The sequence below is a fragment of the Kitasatospora sp. NPDC056184 genome (assembly GCF_042268405.1).
Taxonomy (GTDB): domain Bacteria; phylum Actinomycetota; class Actinomycetes; order Streptomycetales; family Streptomycetaceae; genus Kitasatospora.
In genome coordinates this window covers 402,547-425,310 of the sequence record NZ_JBHJUI010000004.1, presented here as the reverse complement: position 1 = coordinate 425,310, position 22,764 = coordinate 402,547, and the positions used below count along the sequence as shown (strand labels likewise).

Below are 22,764 nucleotides of genomic sequence, written 5' to 3'. Positions count from 1 at the left end.
GGTGGGGGGGGTGGGGGGGCCCCGCCCCCCCCGGCGGGGGGGGGGGGGGGGGGGCCCCCCCGCGGGGGGGGGGGGCGCCGCCGGGGGGGCCCCCCCCCCCCCGCCGGGGGTCTGGGCGTGTCGGGGCCCTGCGGGGCAGCGGCCCAGGCCAGGGCGTTGCCCAGGCCAGGGCGCCGGTCAGGCCAGGGCCAGGAAGAGCTTCTCCAGCTCGGCCTCGCTCATCGGCGGCGCGTCGGCGTCGGCGCCCGCCATGCACTGGCGCATGCCGCTCGCCACGATCTTGAAACCGGCCCGGTCGAGGGCCCGGGAGACGGCGGCCAGCTGGGTCACCACGTCCTTGCAGTCGCGGCCGGCCTCGATCATCGCGATCACGCCCGCCAGCTGCCCCTGGGCGCGCCGGAGCCGGTTCAGGACCGCGCCGACGGCCTCCTCGTCCACCTGCATCTCAGGACCGCCTTCCGCTGTCGACTACCGGCTGTCCAGTGTACCCCGTGGGGTATCACTGCCCCGGTGGTCGACGGCGGGGGCCGCGGAGGCCGCCCGGCCGGGGAGCCGGGGCGGTCGGGGAGCCGGGGCGGTCGGGGAGCCGGGGCGGTCGAGGCGGCGCGGCCGGGGCGCATTCGAGGCGGCCCGGCCGGGGCGGTCGCGGAGGTCAGCGCCGGGCGAGCCTCCGCTCGCCGCCCGCGCCGGTGACGTACTCCAGGCCGTAGTGCGCGAACACCTCCGGTTCGGCCTCGGCGGGCAGCACGTCGTCGACGCCGATCGACGGTGCCTGCTTGACCAGCGCCCTCGGGAACGCCACCTTGACGTACCCCGGGCCCAGCACGGCTCCGTCGAGCGGGACAAAGACCAGCTTGCTGTTGACGTTCAGACCGACCGAGACGGCCGGGCCGACCGTCACGGTCGCGAAGTACGGCTCGTCGCTGGCGGTCTCGACGTAGACGGACTCCAGCTTGCCGATCTTGTGTCCCTTCTGGTCCACGACGGCCTGACCCCGCCACTCCCTGATGTCGGCCGGAACGATCTCGGCGACGGCCATGGCGACCTCCCGTAGCCGCCCCACGGCGGCGGCTCCTCGGTTGGGCAGTGCCCCGGACCCTCCCATCCTGCGCCGGGAGCGCGGAGACCGCCCGCCGAGCCCGGTCCTCACCCGATCGGGTGAACGTGCGGGTGTGCGGTCGTCCTGGGCGGGACCGGACCCCGTCGTAGCGAGTGACAGGTGGCAAGAGGCCCATTCCGCACAACCGGGGGTGAACCGACCAACAGCGCACACGCGTCCACCCGAACACCTACGCTGTCCGCCGACGGACCATCAGATCCCCTGGGCGGAGGCGCGGCAGCAGTGGTGAGTTACGAAGGCATGTGGGAGCAGGGCGAGCCGGGCGTCCCCGCCGACCTCCGCCCGGAGATCCCGCACCCCGCCCGGATGTACGACTACTACCTGGGAGGAAAGGACAACTTCCCTGCCGACCGCGAGGCCGCCGAGCGGGCTCTGGCGGCCAACCCCGAATTCCGGTCCACCGCGCGCGCCAACCGGGGCTTCCTCGCCCGGGCGGTACGGTGCGTGGCGGACCTCGGCATCGACCAGTTCCTTGACATCGGAACCGGCATCCCCACGGCCGGCAATACCCATGAGATCGCCCAGGCGGTCGACCCCGGCGCCCGGGTCCTCTACGTGGACAACGACCCGATCGTGCTCGCCCATGCCCGCGCCCTGATGGGCGGCACCGCCGTCGGCCGGACCACCGTCATCCAGGCCGACCTGCGCTCGCCCGTCGATCTCCTCGCCGACGCCCGGGCCGAGAAGCTGCTCGACCTCGACCGCCCGGTGGCCCTCGTGCTCGCCGCCGTCCTGCACTTCGTGCGGGACGAGGAGGGCCCGTACGAGGTGGTGCGCACGCTGCTGGACGCCCTCGCCCCCGGCAGCCACCTGATCCTGTCGCACGGCACCGCGGACTTCCTCCCCGCCGCGGTCCGCGACCGGGTGACGGGGGTCTACAGCAAGGCCACCGCTCCCCTGGTGGGCCGCACCCGGGACCAGGTGGGCGCCTTCCTCGACGGCCTGGAGGTCCTCGACCCCGGGGTCGTCACCGTTCCCCTCTGGCGCCCCGACGGCGCCCTGCCCGCGGGCGCCGACCGCGTCAGCATGTACGGCGCGGCGGCGCGCAAGCCCTGACCCCGGCGGAGGCGGCGGTCGGGCGCCGGCGGTGGGCGGGGCTACGCCGGTTTGCTCGCGCGGACTGAGTACATCAGCGGGACGCGCGGCTGCCCTTCCGGGAAGCGGAAGACCCCGTCCTGCCGGAGGACGGGGAAGCGGGCGAACACGGTGAAGTCGTGCTCGTGGAGGAACTCGATCCGCAGTCCCTCGGCCACCAGGGCACTGACGATCTCACCGATCCCGTGCTGCCACTCGACGGTCACGGTGGCGGCGGTGGGTGCCGGCTCGCCGTCGGTGTAGGTGCTGGCCTCGTCCCAGACCGTGCCCTCGCGGTCGAAGTAGTCGTACTCGACCGTCCGGCCGTCCTCGGCCAGGGTGTCGGCGAAGGGGTGGAACTCCGCGAGGTAGAGGAAGCCGCCCGGGGCGAGCAGGGTCGCCACCGTCCGCGCCCAGCGGGCGATGTCCGGCAGCCAGCAGAGCGCGCCCAGCCCGGTGTAGACGACGTCGAAGGTCCGCCCTTCGAGCGCGTCCACGGCGCCGTACACGTCGGAGACGACGAAGCGGGCGGTGTCCGCGCCGATCCGCTCGGCCAGGGCGGTCGCGGCCTCCACCGCCGGACGGGAGAAGTCCAGCCCGGTGACGGTCGCCCCGTGCCGGGCCCAGGACAGCGTGTCCTGCCCGAAGTGGCACTGGAGGTGGAGCAGGGTCTTCCCGGTCACATCGCCGACCTCGGCGAGCTCGAAGTCCCGCAGCGGCTCCTTGCCCGCGACGAACCCGGGCACGTCGTAGAAGTCACTGGCCACGTGCACCGGGACGCGCCAGTCCCAGTTGGCGCGGTTGGCCGCGAGCCAGTCAGCGGGCGTCGGGGTCTTCTTCATACCTTCCACGCTAGGCACCCTCCACGCCCCGCTCAAACCCTTTTCGGCCCGCGCCGTCGGACGTAGCGAATCTACGTCCGCCGCTTCGCACCGCCCGTCTGCCGCACTCCCCGGCGGTTCGCTACGTTGAACGGACATCGCGGTACGCAGCATCGGGGGTGGTGTGATGGTCCCGGGTCACGTGGGTGCCCTCGTCTCGTACGGCCTGCTGGCGGCGCTTCTCGGCGTCACCACCTTCTGGACCTTGCAGAACGGCGGCCCGCACACCACGCTGATCAGCGTCCTGACCGGAGTCTCCGCCGGCCTCGCCGTCCTGGTGGCGGCCGCCTTCGTCGCCGGACCCGGCACCCCGCTCGGCAGCCTCGCCGTCTTCCTCAACCTGCTGCTCTCCCTGGCCTGGAACATCGCGGCCCAGGGCCTGCTCGTCATCGGCGTCGTCCTGTCCATCACCCGCGGCGAGAGCGTGCTCGGCGACGACCGGCGCACCTGGCTCCTGGGCGCCGTGTTCTTCCTCGCCAGCGGCCTGCACTACGCGGGCGTCAAGCACCTCAACACGGCCATCGACCACTGGCGCTGAGCACGTCCGGCCGGCGGGGCGCGGCGTGCGCGCCGCCCGCATGACGAGCGGTCAGGCACCGGGAGCGGTCCGTTCGACGTCGATCAGTAGGGTTCGTCGCATGGACTTCCCTCGTGTCGATGCCGGTCCGCTCGACCGGTGGTGTGCGCGCCACCTCGGGTCGGGGATCGTGGCGGAGCGTTTTCGGAGCGGACGGCTCTCGGCCGTGATCGGCGCTGTGCTCGCCGACGGCCGGGAGGTCGTCGTCAAGGTCCGGGAGCCGGCCGCGCGGCTCGACGGGTGCTTCGCGGTTCAGGGGCTGCTGCACACGTCCGGGTACCCGGTGCCCGAGCCGATCCTCGGTCCGACGCCGTTCGGGAGGTGGACGGCCTGCGTCGAGGCGATGGTCGAGGGCGGCGAGGAACTCCCCTCCTCGGGGCGGGATCCGCGGCCGTTCGCCTCCGCGCTCGACGCCCTGGTGCGCGCCGCCCGTCCGTCGGCCGGCCGGGTGGACCTCGAACCCAAGCCGTCGTGGAACCGGTGGGACCACGCCGGGCCCGGGGTGTGGGCGACCGCCGAGGACGTCGAGCGGCCCTTCCACGCGGTGGCGGGGCCGGACTGGCTCGAACGGGCCGGCCGGGGCGCCCGGGAACGGATGGCCGACTGGCGGGCACCGACCGTCGTCGGCCACGGCGACTGGCACCGGAACAACTTCCGCTGGCGCGGCGAGGAACTCCACGTCGCCCACGACTGGGACAGCGCGATCAGCGGGACGGAGGCGGTGGTCGTGGGGATCGCCGCGGCCTATGTGGCCCCGTCCGTGGAGGAGTCGGCGGCGTTCCTCGCGGCGTACCAGGACATCGCCGGCCGGCGCTTCGAGCGCGACGAACTCGAAGCGTGCTGGGCGACCGGCCTCTGGCTGCGGGGGTGGAAGTCCAAGCGGCAGGTGGTGACCGGCGAACCGATCCGGTCGCTGACCGAGGAGGAGGCGGTCCGGCTGACCGCCCTCGCCGGGATCTGAGCGCGCCGCTACGGGGCTGCGGTCACGGCCGGAGCAGGCCGAACCGCGTGGCGAGGTGATCCGCCAGATCGGCGGCGGGCGTCGTGCCGTCGACCGTGAGGACGGCGGCGGTGTGGAGCGGGGCCTGGCGGCGGACCTCGTCGTCCCACAGCGCGTCGCGGGCGAGGCGCTCGGCGAGTGCGGTGCGCGGGTCCCGGTCGCCCCAGGTGGCCCTGGCCCGGGCGGGGTCGGCGTAGCGGGCGGCGAGTGCGGCCGCCCGGAAGGCGGGCGTGGGCAGCAGGAAGACGGCCTGCCCGGGGTGGCGGAGCAGGGGCGCGAGGTCGCGCGGGAGGATCCCGAAGTAGTCGACGAGGACGGGGCGGTCGGCGGGGAGCGCGAGGAGGTCGTCGACGAGGAACCCGGTCATCTCGCCGTGCAGGCTCGGCATGGCCCGGAACACCTGCCGCACGTCGCGGTCGCGCCACCGGACCCCGGGCGGCCGGTCCCGCAGAGCGGCGAGGTGCGGGTGGTGCTCGGCGCTGCACCGGTCGAGCCAGCGGTGCTCGGCGCGGTCGCCGTCGAGGACGGCGGCGCCGTGGCGCCCGGCGAGCAGGCCGGCCAGCGTGCTCTTGCCGGCCGCCGTGCCGCCGGCGATCCACCGTACGTGGGCCAGCCGGTCGGCGAGGGAGGTCATGGCCTCCATGGTCGGGGGCGCGACGCGAAAAATGCAGTCTTGTTCGTGGCCGCCGGCAGCCCGAGGATGGAGGAGAGGAGCCGTCCTCAGCCCGCCGGGGTGCGGCCCGAGGGGTGGCGGATCGCGGCAGGCCTGCCAGGGTGCCGCCGGAGGAGGCTGTGGTCGGGCCACGGCTGCCGGAACCGGAGCCGGAGCGGGAGGACGTCGTCGGGCTCGACGCCGTCGGGGAGGCGACCGGTGGCGGGCCCGAGCGGCCGTTCGGAGCGGAACGCGAGGTGGGCCCACACCTCCACCGCGAGCGGTACGGCGGTGGCCCCGGGCGGCGCCGGCCAGGGTTCGCCGGTCTGCGGGTGCTGCGGGGCGACGGCGATGGACGCCCCCGGACCGGGCTCGGGCAGCCCCGGCCCGGCGAGGGCCGTCCGGATCGGTCCGCGCCGCGCGGCGCGCTTCGTCGGCCAGGGTTCGCCAGGGGGTGACCGGACGGAGCCCGCCGGTCGGAACCTGGCGCACGGCCCCCGGATCCAGCCGGACGAGCTGCCGGAGGGAGCAGTCGTCGACGCGGGTGGCGACGAGCCGCCCGCACCCCGGGCGGGCGAGGCCGGGGCCGTCCCGGCCGTCGAGCCCGCAGCAGGAGCCGCCGGTGCGGGCGGGGACCGGAACCGTGCCGCGGATCTCCCCCCGGGGCGATGTGGACCGCCCCGGACGAAGGGTCCACCGCGTAGCCGCCCCGGTCATCAGCACCGGCATGGCGACGCCGTTGCCGACCGGTTAGCAGGCGTGGGCGGGAGACGCGACGCGTGACAACGGCGCCGAGAGGGCGGCGTCGCACCGCGCGCAGGCGAGGACCTCCCCGTGCCCCCTGTCGGTGGTTCCCGGGCACGCGAGTACCACCGCGCCGGGCGGGCCGTGGCCGGCGGTGTTCCGGCGGCCACGGCACGGGCGTACGCGAGTCGGGCGGAGGCGAGTCAGGCGGAAGCGGCGGGCAGGCCGAGGAGTTCGGCCGAGCCGCTGCGGTTGTGGCGTTCCTGCCAGAGTTCGAGGGCACTGCGGCAGGCGTGGTCGAGGTGGCGCACGCCGGCGAGGTCGAGGCGCACCGGGCGGTCGGCCGGCAGTCCCTCCAGGGACTCCAGGGTTTCGAGGAGGCGGGGCAGCCGGAGGAAGGTGGCGTTGCCGTGCAGGGTCACCCGGACGGCGCCGTCGGGGAGTTCGGTGACCGCGACCTGGAGATGGGAGGTGTCCCAGGCGCTCTTGAGCACCGCGAGGAGGAGGCCGAGCAGCACCCCTTCGAGGAGGTTGGTCGCCACGATGGCGATCGCCGTGACGGCCAGGATCGTCGCCTCGCCGCGGTCGGCCCGCCAGAGCGGCCGCAGGGTGCGGACCGGCACCAGCTTGGCCCCGGCGTGGACCAGGACGCCGGCCAGCGCGGCGAGCGGGATCGCGGAGAGGAATCCGGGGAGCAGGGCCGCGAAGAGCAGCAGCCAGAGGCCGTGCAGGACGCGGGAGGCCTTGGTGCGGGCGCCGGCCTGGACGTTGGCGGCGCTGCGGACGATGACGGCGGTCATCGGCAGGGCGCCGAGCAGGCCGCAGAGGGTGTTGCCGACGCCCTGGGCGAGCAGTTCGCGGTCGTAGTCGGTGCGCGGACCGTCGTGCAGCCGGTCGACGGCGGCCGCGCTGAACAGGCTCTCGGCCGAGGCGATCAGCGCGAAGGCGAAGGCCGTGCCGAGCACGCCGAGGCTGCCGAGCGCCGCGAGGTCGGAGGCTCCGGGGAAGTGCAGGACGCCGGTGAGTCCGGCGACCTCGACCCGGGCGACGGGCAGGTCGAACAGGGCGGTGACGGCCGTCGCCCCCGCGACGGCCGCGAGCGGCGCGGGCAGCACCCGGATCCGGGCGGGCAGACGCGGCCAGAGCAGCAGGACCGCCACCGTCCCGGCGCCGATGGCGGCCGCGGCGAGCGCGTGCGGGTCCCCGGCGGTGTCCGCGACCAGCCCCGGGAGTCCGGCGAGCTTGGCGGGGCCGCCGGCCGGGCCCTTGGCGTCGGCGAGCGAGTAGAGCTGACCGGCGATCAGCACCAGGCCGATCCCGGCCAGCATGCCCTGGACGACCGAGACGGAGATCGCCCGGAACAGCCGGCCGAGGCGGGCGGCGCCCAGGATGAGCTGGAGCAGGCCGGCGACGCCGGTGATGACGCCGAGGGTGGCGAGGCCGTGTTCCTGGACGGCCGCGAGGACCAGCACGGTCAGGCCGGCGGCGGGGCCGGACACCTGGAGGCTGCTGCCGGGCATCAGGCCGGTCACCAGGCCGCCGACGATGCCGGTGACCAGGCCGAGTTCGGCCGGGACGCCGGAGGCGACGGCGACGCCCACGCAGAGCGGGAGGGCGACCAGGAACACGACGAGGGAGGCGGGGAGGTCGGAGCGCAGAGTGCTCAGCCGAAGGGCGGGACGACGAGTCATCGGGTCCTCGGGAGAGGGTGGACGGTGCGGTGGACGGCGGAGTGGCGGTGCGAAGGAGGGCTGTGCGGCGCGGGGCAGTGCAACGCGGGGCGGTGCGACGGCGGGCCGTGCGGCGGGGTCACAGCGGGAGGAAGAGGCCGGCGTCGGGCCGGTGGGCGAGCACCAGTCCGGTGTGGATCTCGTAGAACCAGCCGTGCAGCCGGATCCGCCCCTCGCCCAGTCGGCGGGCGACGGCGGGGTAGCCGCGCAGCCGGTCGAGCTGGGCGAGCACGTGGCGCTGCACCGGGCCGGCCACCGTCGGGTCGAAGACGTCGGCGCCGTCCGCGCGGAGCGCGGCCCCGTCGGCGTGGCGCAGCCAGGAGCGGACGGCGGGCACGACGCTGAGGTCCTCGCCCCGGACGACGGCGCCGACGGCGCCGCAGTGCGAGTGGCCGCACACCACCAGGTCGCGGACACCGAGCACCTCGACGGCGTACTCGATGGTGGCGGTCTCCCCGGAGGCGTCGTCGGCCCGGTAGGCGGGCACGATGTTGCCCGCGGTGCGGAGTTCGAAGAGGTCGCCGGGGTCGGCGCCGGTGATCAGCGCGGGCACCACGCGGGAGTCGGAGCAGGTGATGAACAGGGCCTGCGGGGCCTGGCCGGCGGCGAGGCCGGTGAGTTCCCGGCCGGTGTCGCCCGCGCGCTGCGGGAACGCCCGGGCCCGGTCAATGAGCGGTTCCATGGGGGTGGATGCCTCCTTCGGTGACCCTCGCGGCGCCGGCCGGGAGGGGCGGTGGACGGGCAGGCACGTCGGAACCAGGCGTCTCCGGCGGGTGGGTGCGGCCGCGGCGGGCGGAAGGCACGCCGCAGGGCCGCGTCAGTGACCCTCGGTGTCCCCCCGGTGACCTGATGACGCGTCAAGAGGAAGTAAAACACGGGTATGGGGTCGGCAAAAGCGCGTCCAGGGCGCAGAGTGTGCCGATCTGGTTAACATCCTGTTGCCATGAACGGCACCAGGCCTTCCGCCTTGGCATTTGCACGCCCGGGGGAACTCGACGGGCCACCCAGGCGTTGGTGCACCGCGCATTCCGCACGCCCCTCGCGAGGTCGGCGCGCCCCTCAACACGCCTGCGGGCCACCGCCGTTCGGGGAACGGCGGTGGCCCGGGCGGACAGTTGTGACGGTGGGTCAGCGGCGCAGGGTGGTGACGGTGAGGCCCGGGGCGGAGCGGATCTCGGCCTCGGTGAAGCGCTCGGTCACCCACTGCTTGCGGGCGTAGCGGCGGGTCTGGTCGGTGAAGTGGGGCGAGGTCGGGTCGGCCGACTGCCCGTAGGTGAGCAGGGTCCGGGTGCGCGGGCCGCGGTCGGTCAGCTCGGTGGCCATCAGGAAGCTGGAGCCGTGCGGGACGCTCGCGCCGTCCGCCGGGTAGGTGCCGCCGCCCGCGCCCGAATCCGGCCCGGCCGTGAGCACGTTGAAGCAGCCGATCACACCGGAGCAGCCGTGCAGCGGGATCCCCGCCCAGCGCTGGACGCGGCCGATCGGGGCGTCCACCGGCAGCCCGGCGGCCGCCAGGCCGCGCACCGCGTCGGCGAACGCGCGCTGGGCGTCCGGGTGGTCGGCGGCGATGCCGCGCGGGGTGGTGAGCGGCCGGGCCGGGTCGTACGGGACCGTCTGCCAGGCCGTCGTCCGGGTCCGGGCCAGGGCGTCGCGGTACTCCTGCCAGAGCACGGCGCCCCGGCTGTCGGCGTCGGCCCGGCCGTTCCAGGCCGCGAGCACGTCGCACGCGGCGCGCAGGTCGACCCGGGCGCCGTCGGTGGCCGCGAGCACCGGGTGGGCGCGGCACAGGGCGACGGCGTCGTCGCGGTCCAGTTCGGCGCTCTGCACGCGGTTGCCGAACATGGTCGCCTGGAGGGAGGCGAGGGTGAAGCCGGGTGCGCCGAGGCCGTCGGTGCCGGCCCGGCGGTCGGCGATCATCCGCAGGCTCAGCTGCGGCCGCGCGGCGAGCTCCGGGGCGCCGTTGTAGACGGCGGGCAGACCGGCGAGCGGCGCGTCCGCGTTCGTCAGGTACGGCCCGTTGTTGGCGTTGGCCACGTAGTCGGCGCGGGTCAGCTCCGGGTGGTTGGCGGGACCGAACACCCCGGGGACCAGCGCGTCCGGGTCGCGGCCCGGGTCGCAGGCGGTGATCGCCCCGTCCAGCACGCCGTCGACGATGGGGTTGGGCACCAGGCAGCGCGCCCGCAGCGCGTCGGTGACGTGCGGGACGGCGGAGGAGTCGGTGAAGTAGGCGGTCCCGGAGGAGTCGACGGCCGTCGTGTACACCCACGGGGCGCCCTGATAGGTGCGCTGGGCCCGCCGCAGCTGGTCGAGGTTCTGCGACCGGCCCATCGCCACCCACTCGTTGAGGGAGCGGAGGTTGTCGGCGTTGGCGTCGCGCAGGGTGTAGGCGTGCTCGCCGGTCCAGCCCTCGGCCATGACGTAGCCGTGGCGGGAGCGGTAGACCGTCCGGTCGACGGTGGAGAGCGTGCCGTCGGCGGCCCGGACGGTGACCGGGAAGGTCTCCGCGGCCATCCGCTCGGCCTTGCCGTCCACCAGGTACGCGGTCGGGTCGCCCGGCACCAGCGAGAGCCGGTAGACGGTGGCGTGGTCGGCGTAGGTGGTGGTGTGGGTCCAGGCGAGGCCCTTGGTGTGGCCGATCTGCAGGAACGGGATGCCGTAGAGGCCGGCGCCGGCGACGTCCAGGACGCCCGGGATGGTCAACTGGGCCTGGTAGAAGCGCTCCGAACCGACCCACTTGAGGTGCGGGTTGGCCAGCAGCAGGCCGTTGCCGTCGCGGGCGGCGTCCCGTCCGATCGCCCAGGCGTTGCTGCCGGTGTCGGGGCTGTCGGCCGCCCGGCGCACCCAGGACGCCGGGCCCGGCACGGCGGCGGAGGCAGAGGCGGAGGCGGCCGACCGGTCGGAGGCGGGCACGGCGCCCGCTCCCGGGACGGCGGTGGCGGTGGAGCGCTTGGCGGTGCCCGCACCGGTGTTGACGTCGTAGAGGATGTTCCAGATGTCGTCGGCGGTGATCGGCCCGACCCATCCCCTCCCCCGGCAGGACGGGTCCGGGAGGCGGTCGGCGCCGGTGTCGCGCAGATAGCGGTTGTACCCCGCGACGTAGCCGTCGACCAGCTGCCGCACCTCGCCGGTCGGGCCGAGCGGCGCCGGCTGGGCCAGCAGCCGCCGCACCGTTCCGGAGCGCAGCACGCTCTGCTGGAAGGTGTCGCTCTCCAGGTTGCCGAGCCGGTCCACCGACTGGCCGTCCGGCCCGAACCAGCGCGAGCGCTCGCCGCGCACGGTGACCACCTGGTCGGCGAGCTGGCAGAGGCTGTCCTGGGCGAACGCGTACCCGTAGCCGTAGCCCACGCCCCCGAAGTCCTGGGCGAGGATGTGCGGGACGCCGTACTCGGTCCGGCGGATCTTGGCGGTCCAGCCGCCGCGGTCGGCCCCCGGGCCGGCCGCGAGGTCGGTGTCGGCGGCCTGCGCCGAGGCGGGCACCAGCGCGGAGAGCAGGCCCGCGGCCAGCCCGAGAGCGAGCGATCCTGCGGTCAATCGCCTCCTGGGCGAATGCTTCTGACGCTCGTTCACTGTCCTGTTGTCCGTCATGGCCCCCACGCTGCCGCCGCAGGCGCCCGCCGGTCATCGGCCCACGGGACGACCCGCCCCTCACCCGCTGGACCTACGGGCGTACCCCTCGGGGAGGGGGTGTTCCTTGCCCGAACCTCCCGTCCGGCGGAGGTCGGGCCCTTGTGATCACCGCCCGGGACCGGTCCGGCGCTCCGCTCGGCACGGCCCTGGCTCGTACCTCTACTCGGTGGTACCGTGTAGTGGTACTCAGTACTACGGAGTACCGGGAGGGCCGAGGAGGAGCCGCGATGGACGACCTGACGGAGATGCTGAAGGGCACGCTGGAGGGCTGCGTGCTGGAGATCATCGGCCGCGAGGAGACCTACGGCTACGCCATCACGCGCCGGCTGAACGAACTCGGCTTCGCCGACGTCGTCGAGGGGACGGTGTACACGATCCTGCTGCGACTGGAGCGGAACGGGCTCGTCCAGGCCGCGAAACGACCGTCCGGGCTGGGCCCGCCGCGCAAGTTCTACACGCTCAACGACGCCGGACGCGAGGAGCTCGCGACGTTCTGGACGAAGTGGCAGTACGTCTCATCGCGCATCAACGAGCTGAAGGAGGAGGGGAGATGAGCTTCTGGGAAACCGTCACGGGAAGCGGTCTCAGCCGGGAGTGGAAGGCGCTCGAAGCCCGGGCGGAGGCCCTGCCGGCCGACCACCGGGCGGCGTGGGACCAGGTCAAGGGCCACCTCGTCCCCTACGGGGACTTCTCGGGCCGCAACCTGATGCCGATCCTCGACGCCGCCCTGGGGCTGCTCGAAGAAGCCTCGGCCGACGGGCAGGGCGTCCACGAGGTGCTCGGCGACGACATCCCGGGCTTCTGCGCGGCGCTGGCCGGCGGCGAGGGGGCCCGGACCTACCGCGACCGGTGGCGCGAGCAGTTGAACAGGAACGTCGCAAGGAAACTGGGCCGGCTGGGAGGCTGACGTGGGTATCCAGGACATCATCGAGGGCAAGAAGCAGTGGCGGGCGCACCTGGCCCGGGTCAAGGCACTCCCGCCGGACTACCGGATCGTCTACCAGGAGATGCAGCGGTACCTGTTCAAGGTCGGCCCGGTCGACCTGCCCGACGGCCCGCTGCTCCCCGGGATCGTCGACTTCTTCGAGGAGGGCGCCGCGTCCGGCAAGGGCGTCCTGGAACTCATCGGCCCCGACGTCGCCGCCTTCTGCGACGGCCTGGTCGAGGGCTCGCGCACGTACGCGGACGTCTACCAGGAGTCCGTCAGGGGCGAGAAGTAGTACTCGTCCTCCTCAGCCACCCGGCCGAGGCACTACGGGGGCGCGCCACCGGAGGCGCGGACTCTCGCGCAGCTCGAAGTCGGGCGTGCCGTCGGCCCCCAGCCGGCGGACCGCCACCCCGCGGGTGCGGGCGGGCAGGACGGCGACGCCCAGCGGCAGTCCGGCGGCGTCCACCCACTCCAGGGGGTGGGACCGGCCTGAGCGGTCGGTGACCACCCACCGCTCCATCGGCCCACCCGCGCACGCCACGACCACCGGCTCGTGCTTCCCCCGTCCCATGATCGCCGCCGGCCCGCCGCCGAGCGGGAAGCTCCCACCCGCCCGGCCCCGCCCTCCGCGCGCAGCGATGGCCACCGCCACCTGCCCGTCGGGGAGCCGGTCCGCCGTCAGTGTCCACGCCCGTTGGTCCGTCATCGCTCCACCAGTTTCGAGACGCGGTCGGCCACCGGGTCGTAGCCGAGGACGGGGTACCCCAGGTCGCCTTCGGCGGCCATGGTCACCGGCCTGCCGAGTCGGCGGCCGATCGTCGACAACAGCCCGCAGAGGGTGTCCGCCCCCGCCTGGCCCTGCAACTCGCGCAGATCCACGTCGAAGTCGATCACCTCCTCCGACCAGGGCCGGAAGACCACCTCCACACCCGGCACCGGCCACACCCGCAGAACCTCGTCCACGTCGGACGACCGGGCGAAGACCGCGCCGGCCGACGGCAGCGGACCGCCGACCGGCCCGTCGGCGAACCGCCACGACCACCCGGGCATCGAGCCGACCAGGTCGAACAGCGCCTGCCAGTCCGCGACCGAGGTGTCCGCCACCTCCAGATCCGGCAGGGCACCCATCAGGTCGGGGTCGAAGAGGTCCCGCACGTCCTCCCACAGCAACTCGGCCATGCCGCCATCCTGCCGTGCCGGGCCCGACGGGCGCAGCCGAATTCCGCTCGTGGACGAACCGGCTGCCGGCCGGTCGGCGTGGTGCCGGCAGCCTTGGCCGATGCAGATTCGGCACACCGCACGGCCTCCCCGGCGGCGGCCCAGTCCCACGCACGAAGGCAGCCCAGCTGATCCCGCCCTTGGGGCCATCCCCGCACGTGCGGGGCCGAGCCGAACCGGGTGCCGTAGCAGGACGGGCACTTGGGACCATCCCCGCGCGTGCGGGGCCGAGTCAACAGGGCGATGTGTGCAGCCCGGCGGGCGGGGACCATCCCCGCGCGTGCGGGGCCGAGGAAAGCTGCGCCGTGATCCTGCAGTACAGGACGGGACCATCCCCGCGCGTGCGGGGCCGAGCTGAGCGACCGGCTGCGAGCTCGCGAGAAGTCGGGGACCATCCCCGCGCGTGCGGGGCCGAGGTCAGCACCTCGGGCGGCTCCGCCATCGGCGGGGGACCATCCCCGCGCGTGCGGGGCCGAGCAGGGCGTCGATCCATGTGGGGCCGGGTGTGCGGGACAATCCCCGCGCGTGCGGGGCCGAGGACGCCATCGTCCGCGGCGGCAGCATCGAGACGGGACCATCCCCGCGCGTGCGGGGCCGAGCTCGTCCAGGACCTGGACGCCCGGCCCAACGGCGGACCATCCCCGCGCGTGCGGGGCCGAGCCGCCCCCCGCCGGCTGGCGCTGAGCGCGGCGGGACCATCCCCGCGCGTGCGGGGCCGAGACGCCGGCGGCCTTGACCAGGTCGACGACGCTGGGACCATCCCCGCGCGTGCGGGGCCGAGTAGGTGCTCGCCGGGGTCTCGCCCTTGGGCGCCGGACCATCCCCGCGCGTGCGGGGCCGAGGCCCGCTGGCCCAGCGGGGCCGAAGCGAAGTTGGGACCATCCCCGCGCGTGCGGGGCCGAGCACCTCGACGGGCATCTCGACGACGGCCGGGGGGGACCATCCCCGCGCGTGCGGGGCCGAGATCAGGCCATCCGCATCGCGGAGGCTGTCGGCGGGACCATCCCCGCGCGTGCGGGGCCGAGGCTTGCTGAGCTGGGATGCTACCGGGCGAAAGCAGTGCAGCGCATCGGTTGACGGGGACGGGCCGGCGGCCAAGCCGCCGTGCCCGGGCTCCCCCGGCTACTTCGTCGGGCGCGGTGTCGGGACGAGGCCGGTCTGGTAGGCGAGGGCGACCAGCTGGGCGCGGTCGCGGGCGTCGAGTTTGGCCATGGCGCGGTGGATGTGGGTGCGGATGGTGAAGGGGCTGACGAACATCCGGGCCGCGATCTCCTCGTTGCTGAGGCCGGTGGCGGCCATGGCCATCACCTCGCGTTCGCGGGCGGTGAGGGCGGCGAGGCGTTCGGGGGCGGCGGCGGGGCCGCGGTCCGGTTCGGGGTGGGCGAGGAGCTGGTCGATGAGGGCGCGGGTGGCGGCGGCCGACAGCAGGGGGTCGCCGGCCGCGACGCGGCGCAGGGCGGCGAGCAGTTCGGTCGGCTCGGCGTCCTTGCCGAGGAAGCCGCCGGCGCCGGCCCGCAGGGCCTGGGCGACGTACTCGTCGATCTCGAAGGTGGTGAGGATGAGCACCCGGGTGCCGGAGAGGTCCGGGTCGCCGCAGATGGCGGCGGTCGCCGCGAGGCCGTCGACGCCGGGCATCCGGATGTCCATCAGCACCACGTCCGGACGGGTGGCCTGCGCCAGCTCGACGGCCTCGCGACCGTCGGCGGCCTCGCCGACCACCTCCATGTCGTCCTCGGCGTCGATGAGGACGCGGAAGGCCCCGCGCAGCAGCGCCTGGTCGTCGGCGAGCAGTACTCGGATGGTCACGGGTGTTCCTCTCGGGCGGCGGTGCGCAGGGGCAGTTCGGCGGAGACCAGGAAGCCGCCGCCGCGCCGGCGGTCGGCGGTGAGCCGCCCGCCGACGGCGGCGGCGCGTTCGCGCATGCCGATCAGGCCGAAGCCTCCGTCGGCGGGGACGGTGACGGCGGAGCGGGCGGCGGACGCCGGGCGGTCGTTGGCGACGGTCAGCAGCACCCGGCTGCCGGAGTACGTGAGGGTGACCTCGGCGGCGGTGCCGGCCGCGTGCTTGGCGACGTTGGTCAGGGACTCCTGGAGGATCCGGTACGCCGTGAGGTCCACGCCCGGGGAGAGCGGCTGCGGCTCCCCCTCGACGGCGAGCCGGACAGGCAGGCCGGCCCGTTCGAAGGCGCCGATGAGGTCGGGAAGCCGGTCCAGGCCGGGAGCCGGTTCGAGCGGCGCGTGCGGGTCGTCGGCGCGGCGCAGCAGGCCGACGGTGGCCTTGAGCTCGCGCAGCGCGGAGCCGGTGGCGTCGGTGAGGTGGCTGAGCATCTCGCGGGCCTGGGCGGGGTGGCGGTCGAGGAGGTGGACGGCGATGCCGGCCTGGGCGTTGGCGAGCGCGATGTGGTGGGCGACGACGTCGTGGAGGTCGCGGGCGATCCGGATGCGTTCGTCGGCGACCCGCCGGCGGGCCTCCTCCTCGCGGGTGCGCTCCGCGCGTTCGGCGCGTTCCTCGATGGCGGCCAGGTGCTCGCGGCGGCTGCGGACGGAGTCGCCGAAGGCGCCGGGCAGCAGGACCCAGGCGACGACGCCGATCTTGACGCTGAGGGAGGTGTGGGGCTCGTTGATGATCGTGGCGGCGGTCACCAGCACGGCCGAGACGGCGGTGGCGGCGCGCGCGGTGGTGCGGTCGGTGCGCACCGCGAGGAAGTAGAGGGCGGCGAGCAGCGGCGCGACGAGCCCCGCGTTGAGCTGGGTCGCGACGAAGCAGAGCGCCAGGCTGCAGGCGAGGGTGACCCCGAGGACGACGTAGGGCCGGCTGCGGTGGGCCAGGAGCACGGTGCTGGAGACGACGGCCAGGGCCAGCGCGGCCGGGTTCGGGTCGATGCGGTTGCCGAGGCGGTCGATGGTGGTCGTCCCGGCGGTGACGATGAACACGGCGACCACGAGCAGCGCGTCGAGCAGGCGGGGGTGGCGGCGGCGTACGCGGCGCAGCCAGGTGTCGGTCATGCTCGCTTCTCCCGGTCCGGGGCTGCCCTGGCGGGTCCCTCGGCCGGTCCCGGACGATCCGGCGAGGGGGGTGGGGGTACGGCCGGCGGTGGCGGCGTACTGCAGATGCAGTACGTGCGACCGCCGGGGTCGTCGTTCGAATGCGGTTCATACCATTTTGACCGGTCGGTGGGCCGACCGGTCGCGGACGGCCCTGCCGCGGCTCCCGTGGGGGTGGGAGCCGCGGCAGGGCCGGGTGGGTCAGACGCCCACGGAGTGGCGGGCCGGGTCGGCGCCGGGGCCCTCGGCCGGGGCCGGGACGGGCGCCGCGGTCTGCAGGCGGGCGCCCTCGACGTCGACGTCGGGGATGATCCGCTCCAGCTTCGCCGGCAGCCACCAGGCGCGGCGGCCGAGCAGGGCGAGGACGGCCGGGACGATCGCCATCCGGACCACGAAGGCGTCGAAGGCGACGGCGGCGGCCAGGCCGAAGCCCATCATCTTGACCATCGGCTCGGTCATGCCGATGAAGCCGGCGAAGACGCTGATCATGATGAGCGCGGCGGCGGTGACCACCCGGGCGTTGTAGCGGAAGCCGGTGACCACGGCCTCGCCGGGCTCCTCGCCGTGCACGAAGGCCTCCCGGATCCGGGTGACCAGGAACACCTCGTAGTCCATGGCCAGGCCGAACACCACGCCGATCATGAAGATCGGCATCATGCTCATCACCGGGCCGGTCTGCTCGATGCCGATCAGGTCGGCGAGCCAGCCCCACTGGAAGACCGCGACGACGGCGCCGAGCGCGGCGACCACCGAGAGCAGGAAGCCGAGGGCGGCCTTGAGCGGGACGAGGATCGAGCGGAAGACCACCAGGAGCAGCAGCACCGCGAGGCCGACGACGACCGCGAGGTAGGGCAGCAGGGCGTCGTTGAGCTTCTGCGAGACGTCGATGTTCATCGCCGTCGCACCGCTGACCAGCACGGTCGCACCGGTCGTGGACTTCAGCTCGGGGGCCTTGTCGCGGATGGCGTGGACGAGGTCGGTGGTCGCCGCCTCGCTCGGGCCGGTGGCCGGCACGGCGGTGACCAGCGCGGTGTCCCCGGCCTGGTTGAAGACCGCGGGCGCGACGGCGACCACGCCGGGCAGGGCCTTGACGGTCTCGCCGACCTTGGCGGCCGCGGCCTTGGGGTCGGCCGCGCCCTTGGCGTCGACCAGCACGGTCAGCGGGCCGTTGAAGCCGGGACCGAAGCCCTCGGAGAGGTGGTCGTAGGCGCGGCGCTGGGTGGTGGAGGTGGGCTTGGCCTCGTCGCCGGGCAGGCCGAGCCGCAGGTCCAGGGCCGGCAGGGCGAGGACGCCGAGGCCGACCACGCCGAGGACCAGCACCGTGACCGGGCGGCGCAGCACGAACCGGGCCCAGCGGGTGCCGCCGTTGGGGCGGTCGCCGGCGGCCGCGGCGTGCCCGCCCTTGCGGTCCTTGCGGTCCTTGCGGGACAGCGCCCTGTGGCCGAGGAAGCCGAGCAGCGCGGGGACGAGGGTGAGCGCGACCACGACGGCGATCACCACGGTGCCGGCCGCGGCCATACCCATCTTGGCGAGGATCGGGATCCCCACCACCGAGAGGCCGGCCAGCGCGATGATCACGGTGAGTCCGGCGAACACCACGGCCGAGCCGGCGGTGCCGACGGCCCGCCCGGCCGCCTCCTTCGGCTCGTGGCCGTCGAGGAGCTCGGCGCGGTAGCGGGAGACGATGAAGAGCGCGTAGTCGATGCCGACGGCGAGGCCGAGCATCATCGCCAGCGTGCTCGTGGTGGTGGACAGGCCGAGGGTGCTGCCGAGCGCGGTGATCAGGGCGATGCCGAGGCCGACGCCGATCAGGGCGGTGAGCAGCGGGAGTCCGGCGGCCAGCAGCGAACCGAAGGTGATCACCAGGACGACGGCGGATATCGCCATGCCGATCGCCTCGGCGGAACCGCCCGCCTCGCCGACCTCCATGAGCGCCGTGCCGCCGATGTCGACGGTGAGGCCCGCGTCGCGGGCGTGCTGGGCGGCGGTCTTCAGCGCCTCGGTGGCGCCCTCGCTGACCTTGCCGGGCTTCTCGCTGTAGCTGATCGTCGCGTAGGCGGTGGTGCCGTCCTGGGAGACCGCGCCGGCCTTGAACGGGCCGGTGGCACTGGCGACCTGCTCGCCGTGGGCGAGCTCGGCGACCGCGTTCTCGACCGTCTGCTGGTTGGCGGCGGCGGTGATCTTCTGGCCGGACGGGGCGACGAAGACCAGCCGGGCCGAGGCACCGTCGGACATGGCGCCGGGGAAGCGCTCGTCCATGAGGTCGAAGGCCTTCTGCGCCTCGGTGCCGGGCATCGCGAAGCCGTCGTCGGGCGCGGCCGGCGCCTTGGCGGCCAGCAGCCCGACGGCGGCCAGCAGGGCGACCCAGAGCAGGGTCACCAGCCGGCGCCTGAGGAAGGACCATCGGCCCAGGCGGTAGAGGAAAGTGGCCACGGGAGAGCGGACTCCTTCGGATGGCGGGCAGGTAGGGAGGACCGGGCTGCGTGTTCGGCCGGTGGGCCGGGGCGCCCGAGCATGGCCATCCTGCGTCGGCGGGGGTCTCCTCCGCGTCGGCTCTGTGCAGGCATTCCGGACTAATGCGGACGCAGCAGCGCGGCACCGGACGGAGTAGTCCCCGAGGCGGAGACCGGGCGCCGGGCTCCGACCTGCGGCCGAGGGCCGGTCGCGGCGGCGGGCGCCGGCGGCCGGTCCCCGGAGCGTCACCCGGGCGGAGGTGCGGACGGGCCGCGGCCCGCCGGGCGAAGTAGCGTGATGTGCCTGGCCCGGACGATTCGTCCTGGTCCGTACCGATCCCCACCGATGTGTCCCCGCGGCCTCCACGGTCTCCGTCAGCCCCGGCCGGTCCCCGACAGTCTCTGCCGGTCCCCGACGGCCTCTGCCGGTCCCCGACGGCCCGAGGGGCACAGCCCGTCCCGCAGCCGGAGGTGCCCATGGGCGTTCCCGCCGCCCGCATCGTGTTCGACGAGAACGACCGCGCGGCCGTCGCCGAGGCGGTGAGCGAGATGCTCGCCACCGGCGCGCTCACCCTCGGCCCCTGGACCGAGCGGTTCGAGCAGGCCTTCGCCGCCGAGCACGGCGCTTCGCACGCCGTCGCCGTCGCCAGCGGCACCGCCGCGCTGGAGATCATCCTGCGCGGCCTCGACGTCCGCGGCCGCGACGTGGTCGTCCCCGCCGTCACCTTCTACGCGACCGCCGGAGCCGTGCTGCACGCCGGCGCCCGGCCGGTGATCGCCGACGTCGACCCGGCCACCCTCGCGCTCGGCCCGGACACCCTGGAGGCCGCGCTCACCCCCGACACCGCCGCCGTCGTACTGGTCCACATCGGCGGGCTGATCACCCCCGAGGTGGACGCCCTGCGCGCGATCTGCGACGCCCGGGGCGTCCCGCTGGTCGAGGACGCCGCGCACGCCCACGGCAGCAGCTACCGTGGGCGGGCGGCCGGCGGCTTCGGCGCGGCCGGCGCGTTCTCCTTCTACCCGACCAAGGTCACCACCAGCGGCGAGGGCGGCATGATCCTCACCGAGTCCGCCGAGCTGCGCGACGAGGCCCGCGTCCATCGCGACCAGGGCAAGGGCTCGTTCACCACCAACCACCACGTCCGGCTCGGCGCCTCCTGGCGGATGAGCGAGCCGAACGCCGCCATCGGCACCGTCCACCTGCGCCGGCTCAAGGAGTTCGTGGAGACCAGGCGCCGGGTCGCCCAGCGCTACGACGCCGCGCTCGGCGCGCTCGACGGCCTGGACCCGGTCACCGAGCCGGCCGGCTGCCGCGGCAACTACTACAAGTACGTCGCCCTGCTGCCGCGCGGGGTGGACCGGGCCGCCTTCAAGCGCGCGGTCGCCGAGGAGTACGACGTACGGCTCTCCGGCGAGGTGTACGACCTGCCGCTGCACCTCCAGCCGGTGCTCGCCCCCTACCGGCGCGCGGACCTCCCGGTCGCCGAGGACGTCTGCGCGCGGCAGATCTGCCTGCCGGTCCACTCCGACATGACGGAGGACGAGACCGACCGGGTGATCGAGGCGGTGAGCGCCGTCCACCGCCGCTTCGCGGGATGACCCCGACACCGGCGCAGCACCCAGGCACAGCACGTAGACAAAGGAGAGGACACCGTGCGGATAGCAGTCACCGGGGGATGCGGATTCATCGGCTCACACGTCGTCGACCGGCTGCTCGCCGCCGGGCACGAGGTGCTCGCGGTGGACACCACCGACAAGTACCTCAACCCCGACGCCGACCACGCCCGGATCGACGTCCTCGACCTGCCCGCGCTCACCACCGCCCTGGACGGCTGCGAGGTGGTCTTCCACCTGGCCGCCCAGGCCGACGTCGAGCGGGTCGCCGCCGACCCGGTCGGCGCCGTCCGGGCCAACATCGACGGCACCGAGGCCGTCCTGGAGGCGGCCCGCCGCAACGACCTCAGCCGCACCGTCCTGGCCAGCACCGTCTGGGTGTACGGCGCCGCGCTCACCGAGGCCGCGCTGGACGGCGAGGAGCAGGAGCTGGACGAGCACGTGCCGATCGAGCTGGAGCGCAGCGGGCACCTGTACGTCGCCACCAAGCTGGCCGCCGAGATGCTGGTGCACAGCTACCGCCAGCTGTACGGCCGCCACTTCACCATCCTGCGGTACGGCATCCCGTACGGCCCCCGGATGCGCGACGAGCTGGTGGTCGCCCGGTTCGTGCAGGCCGCCCTCACCGGACGCCCGATCACCATCGCCGGCGACGGCCGGCAGAGCCGCAACTTCGTCTACGTCGAGGACCTCGCCGACGCCCACGTACGGGCCCTCTCCCCCGCCGCCGAGGACCAGACCTTCGCCCTGGAGGGCTCCACCGCCGTCTCCGTCCGCGACATCGCCGACACCGTCGACGAGCTGCTCGGCCCGGTCACCATCGAGCACATCGAGGCGCGGACCGCCGACTACGCCGCACGCCGGATCTCCGCCGCCCAGGCCAAACGGCTGCTGGGCTGGTCACCCCGGACCAACTTCGCCGACGGCGTGCAGCGCTACGCGGACTGGTACCGGGCGGAGGCCGCCCCGCAACCGGGCGCCTGAGAAAGGAGGGGGCGGAACCGTGCCGCACGCGCTGCTGGTCTCCGGCTCGCTCGGCCAGGGCCACGACGTGATGGCCCGGGCCTGCGCCGACTCCCTGGAGGCCCGCGGCTGGACGACCGGCACGGTCGACGCGATGGCCCTGCTCGGACAGCGCGCCGGCACCGCCGGGGAGGCGGTGTTCCGGCGGCTGCTCGGCCTGCCCGGCCTCTACGACGCGTTCCACTTCTCGGCACTGCGCCCCGGCGCCCGGATCGCGCTGCTCGCCGACGCGGCGGCGCGGCGGCGGCTGGTCCCGGCGCTGCGGGCGCTGCTCGGGGAGCAACGGCCGGAGCTGGTGGTGTCGGTGTTCGCCACCGCCACCTCGGCGGTCAACCGGCTCCGGGGCTCGGTCGGGCCCTTCCGCCACCTGGTGCTGTGCACGGACGTCACCCCGCACCGGCTCTGGGTGCAGGAGGAGACCGATCTCTTCCTGGTCACCTCCGAGGTCGCCGCCTGCGGCGTGCGCCGCTACCGCCCCGACGCCCCGGTCGCCGTCCTGCCCGCCCCGCTGCGCGCCCCCTTCTACCGCCCGCCCTCGCACGCCGGGGCGCGGGCGGAGCTGGGGGTGCCGGCGGAGGCGCGGTGCGTGCTGCTGATGTCCGGCGCGTGGGGCCTCGGCCCGCTCGCCCGGACCGCCGCCGCCCTCGCCGACGCCGGACCGCACGTCCTCGCCGTCGCCGGGAGCAACACCGAACTGGAACGCCGCCTGCGGAGCGCCGCCGCGCGCCGACCGAGGCTGCACCCCTTCGGCTGGACCGACCGGGTGCCCGCCCTGATGTCCGCCGCCGACCTGGTGGTGACCACCTCCGGCGACACCTGCAGCGAGGCCCGCGCCCTCGGCCGCCGTCTCCTCCTCCTCGACATCGTCCAGGGCCACGGCCGCGACAACCTCCAGCACGAACTGGAACTCGGCCACGCCGACGTCGTCTCCGCCCGCCCACCCGACGTCGTCCGCTCCACCCTCGCCGCCCTCGACCGCCCCGCCCCGCCCCCCTCCCCCGGCGCCACCCCGGAGGGCTGGCGCACGGGGTTCGCGGCGGCGCTGGAGAGGGTCGGTCTGGCCTGACCCCGCCCGCCCA

Annotated in this window: 21 protein-coding genes and 1 CRISPR repeat array; of the genes, 9 read left to right on the top strand and 12 right to left on the bottom strand. The window is 74.8% G+C overall.

Features of this window, described 5'->3' with window-relative positions; all coding sequences use genetic code 11:
• Window positions 1-177: 177 nt before the first annotated feature.
• Both ACFC0B_RS11830 and ACFC0B_RS11825 read right to left on the bottom strand, forming a co-directional pair.
• Complete coding sequence (locus tag ACFC0B_RS11830; RefSeq protein ID WP_355376282.1) at window positions 178-444, bottom strand: metal-sensitive transcriptional regulator; 267 nt, start codon at window positions 442-444, stop codon at window positions 178-180.
• Window positions 445-652: 208 nt separating this feature from the next.
• A complete protein-coding gene (locus ACFC0B_RS11825) occupies window positions 653-1,039 on the bottom strand; it encodes a PRC-barrel domain-containing protein (protein WP_376085114.1) in 387 nt (128 codons plus the stop codon).
• Window positions 1,040-1,342: 303 nt separating this feature from the next.
• Here ACFC0B_RS11825 and ACFC0B_RS11820 point away from each other — a divergent pair, with 303 nt between their 5' ends.
• The gene (locus ACFC0B_RS11820; protein ID WP_376085040.1) at window positions 1,343-2,176 is read left to right on the top strand and encodes an SAM-dependent methyltransferase; all 834 of its coding nucleotides are present in this window, start codon (window positions 1,343-1,345) and stop codon (window positions 2,174-2,176) included.
• Window positions 2,177-2,217: 41 nt separating this feature from the next.
• Here the strand turns inward: ACFC0B_RS11820 and ACFC0B_RS11815 are convergent, their stop codons facing one another.
• Entirely contained in the window at window positions 2,218-3,036 is an 819-nt protein-coding gene (locus ACFC0B_RS11815; protein WP_376085038.1) for a class I SAM-dependent methyltransferase, read from the bottom strand.
• A gap of 181 nt (window positions 3,037-3,217) precedes the next feature.
• Between ACFC0B_RS11815 and ACFC0B_RS11810 the strand changes: the two genes are divergently transcribed.
• On the top strand, window positions 3,218-3,613 hold the full coding sequence (locus ACFC0B_RS11810) for a hypothetical protein (RefSeq protein WP_376085036.1): 396 nt from the start codon (window positions 3,218-3,220) through the stop codon (window positions 3,611-3,613).
• Between the two features lie 100 nt (window positions 3,614-3,713).
• Entirely contained in the window at window positions 3,714-4,613 is a 900-nt protein-coding gene (locus tag ACFC0B_RS11805) for a phosphotransferase (RefSeq protein WP_376085034.1), read from the top strand.
• A gap of 22 nt (window positions 4,614-4,635) precedes the next feature.
• On the opposite strand, the gene ACFC0B_RS11800 is transcribed toward ACFC0B_RS11805, so the two are convergent.
• The 4 genes from ACFC0B_RS11800 to ACFC0B_RS11785 all read right to left on the bottom strand — a co-directional run bounded on the left by ACFC0B_RS11800 (window position 4,636) and on the right by ACFC0B_RS11785 (window position 11,306).
• Window positions 4,636-5,286 carry a hypothetical protein gene (locus ACFC0B_RS11800; RefSeq protein ID WP_376085032.1) on the bottom strand — a complete coding sequence of 217 codons (651 nt, stop codon included), beginning with the start codon at window positions 5,284-5,286 and terminating at the stop codon, window positions 4,636-4,638.
• 965 nt (window positions 5,287-6,251) lie between these two features.
• Window positions 6,252-7,739, bottom strand: coding sequence for a SulP family inorganic anion transporter (locus ACFC0B_RS11795; RefSeq protein WP_376085030.1), 1,488 nt, complete (start codon window positions 7,737-7,739; stop codon window positions 6,252-6,254).
• 118 nt (window positions 7,740-7,857) lie between these two features.
• A complete protein-coding gene (locus ACFC0B_RS11790; RefSeq protein WP_376085028.1) occupies window positions 7,858-8,460 on the bottom strand; it encodes a carbonic anhydrase in 603 nt (200 codons plus the stop codon).
• Window positions 8,461-8,906: 446 nt separating this feature from the next.
• Window positions 8,907-11,306 (bottom strand): penicillin acylase family protein, encoded by a 2,400-nt coding sequence (locus tag ACFC0B_RS11785; protein ID WP_376085026.1) that lies wholly within the window; start codon window positions 11,304-11,306, stop codon window positions 8,907-8,909.
• Between the two features lie 323 nt (window positions 11,307-11,629).
• Here ACFC0B_RS11785 and ACFC0B_RS11780 point away from each other — a divergent pair, with 323 nt between their 5' ends.
• From ACFC0B_RS11780 to ACFC0B_RS11770, 3 genes are read left to right on the top strand one after another with little or no spacing between them, the layout of a single operon-like run.
• Window positions 11,630-11,956, top strand: coding sequence for a PadR family transcriptional regulator (locus tag ACFC0B_RS11780; protein ID WP_376085025.1), 327 nt, complete (start codon window positions 11,630-11,632; stop codon window positions 11,954-11,956).
• Complete coding sequence (locus tag ACFC0B_RS11775; RefSeq protein WP_376085023.1) at window positions 11,953-12,309, top strand: DUF1048 domain-containing protein; 357 nt, start codon at window positions 11,953-11,955, stop codon at window positions 12,307-12,309. The genes ACFC0B_RS11780 and ACFC0B_RS11775 overlap by 4 nt, the downstream gene beginning before the upstream one ends.
• 1 nt (window position 12,310) lies before the next feature.
• Window positions 12,311-12,622: a DUF1048 domain-containing protein gene (locus tag ACFC0B_RS11770; protein WP_376085021.1), complete on the top strand. Its 312-nt coding sequence runs from the start codon at window positions 12,311-12,313 to the stop codon at window positions 12,620-12,622.
• Between the two features lie 12 nt (window positions 12,623-12,634).
• Here ACFC0B_RS11770 and ACFC0B_RS11765 read toward each other — a convergent pair whose 3' ends face one another.
• The 5 genes from ACFC0B_RS11765 to ACFC0B_RS11745 form a co-directional block, all read right to left on the bottom strand.
• Window positions 12,635-13,036 (bottom strand): hypothetical protein, encoded by a 402-nt coding sequence (locus tag ACFC0B_RS11765; RefSeq protein WP_376085019.1) that lies wholly within the window; start codon window positions 13,034-13,036, stop codon window positions 12,635-12,637.
• A complete protein-coding gene (locus ACFC0B_RS11760) occupies window positions 13,033-13,509 on the bottom strand; it encodes a hypothetical protein (RefSeq protein WP_376085017.1) in 477 nt (158 codons plus the stop codon). The genes ACFC0B_RS11765 and ACFC0B_RS11760 overlap by 4 nt, the downstream gene beginning before the upstream one ends.
• 181 nt (window positions 13,510-13,690) lie before the next feature.
• Window positions 13,691-14,573: direct repeats of the CRISPR family, unit length 28 nt; unit sequence GGACCATCCCCGCGCGTGCGGGGCCGAG.
• Window positions 14,574-14,670: 97 nt separating this feature from the next.
• Entirely contained in the window at window positions 14,671-15,354 is a 684-nt protein-coding gene (locus ACFC0B_RS11755) for a response regulator (RefSeq protein WP_376085015.1), read from the bottom strand.
• Complete coding sequence (locus ACFC0B_RS11750; RefSeq protein WP_376085013.1) at window positions 15,351-16,553, bottom strand: sensor histidine kinase; 1,203 nt, start codon at window positions 16,551-16,553, stop codon at window positions 15,351-15,353. Before ACFC0B_RS11750 ends, ACFC0B_RS11755 begins: the two co-directional genes overlap by 4 nt.
• Before the next feature lie 240 nt (window positions 16,554-16,793).
• Window positions 16,794-19,025, bottom strand: a complete 2,232-nt coding sequence (locus ACFC0B_RS11745; RefSeq protein ID WP_376085011.1) for an MMPL family transporter — start codon at window positions 19,023-19,025, stop codon at window positions 16,794-16,796.
• A gap of 497 nt (window positions 19,026-19,522) precedes the next feature.
• Here ACFC0B_RS11745 and ACFC0B_RS11740 point away from each other — a divergent pair, with 497 nt between their 5' ends.
• The 3 genes from ACFC0B_RS11740 to ACFC0B_RS11730 are packed head-to-tail and all read left to right on the top strand — an operon-like array spanning window position 19,523 to window position 22,751.
• Window positions 19,523-20,647 carry a DegT/DnrJ/EryC1/StrS family aminotransferase gene (locus ACFC0B_RS11740; protein WP_376085009.1) on the top strand — a complete coding sequence of 375 codons (1,125 nt, stop codon included), beginning with the start codon at window positions 19,523-19,525 and terminating at the stop codon, window positions 20,645-20,647.
• A 54-nt stretch (window positions 20,648-20,701) separates the two neighbouring features.
• Window positions 20,702-21,646, top strand: a complete 945-nt coding sequence (locus ACFC0B_RS11735) for an NAD-dependent epimerase/dehydratase family protein (protein WP_376085007.1) — start codon at window positions 20,702-20,704, stop codon at window positions 21,644-21,646.
• A 19-nt stretch (window positions 21,647-21,665) separates the two neighbouring features.
• A complete protein-coding gene (locus ACFC0B_RS11730; protein WP_376085005.1) occupies window positions 21,666-22,751 on the top strand; it encodes a hypothetical protein in 1,086 nt (361 codons plus the stop codon).
• Window positions 22,752-22,764 lie beyond the last annotated feature (13 nt).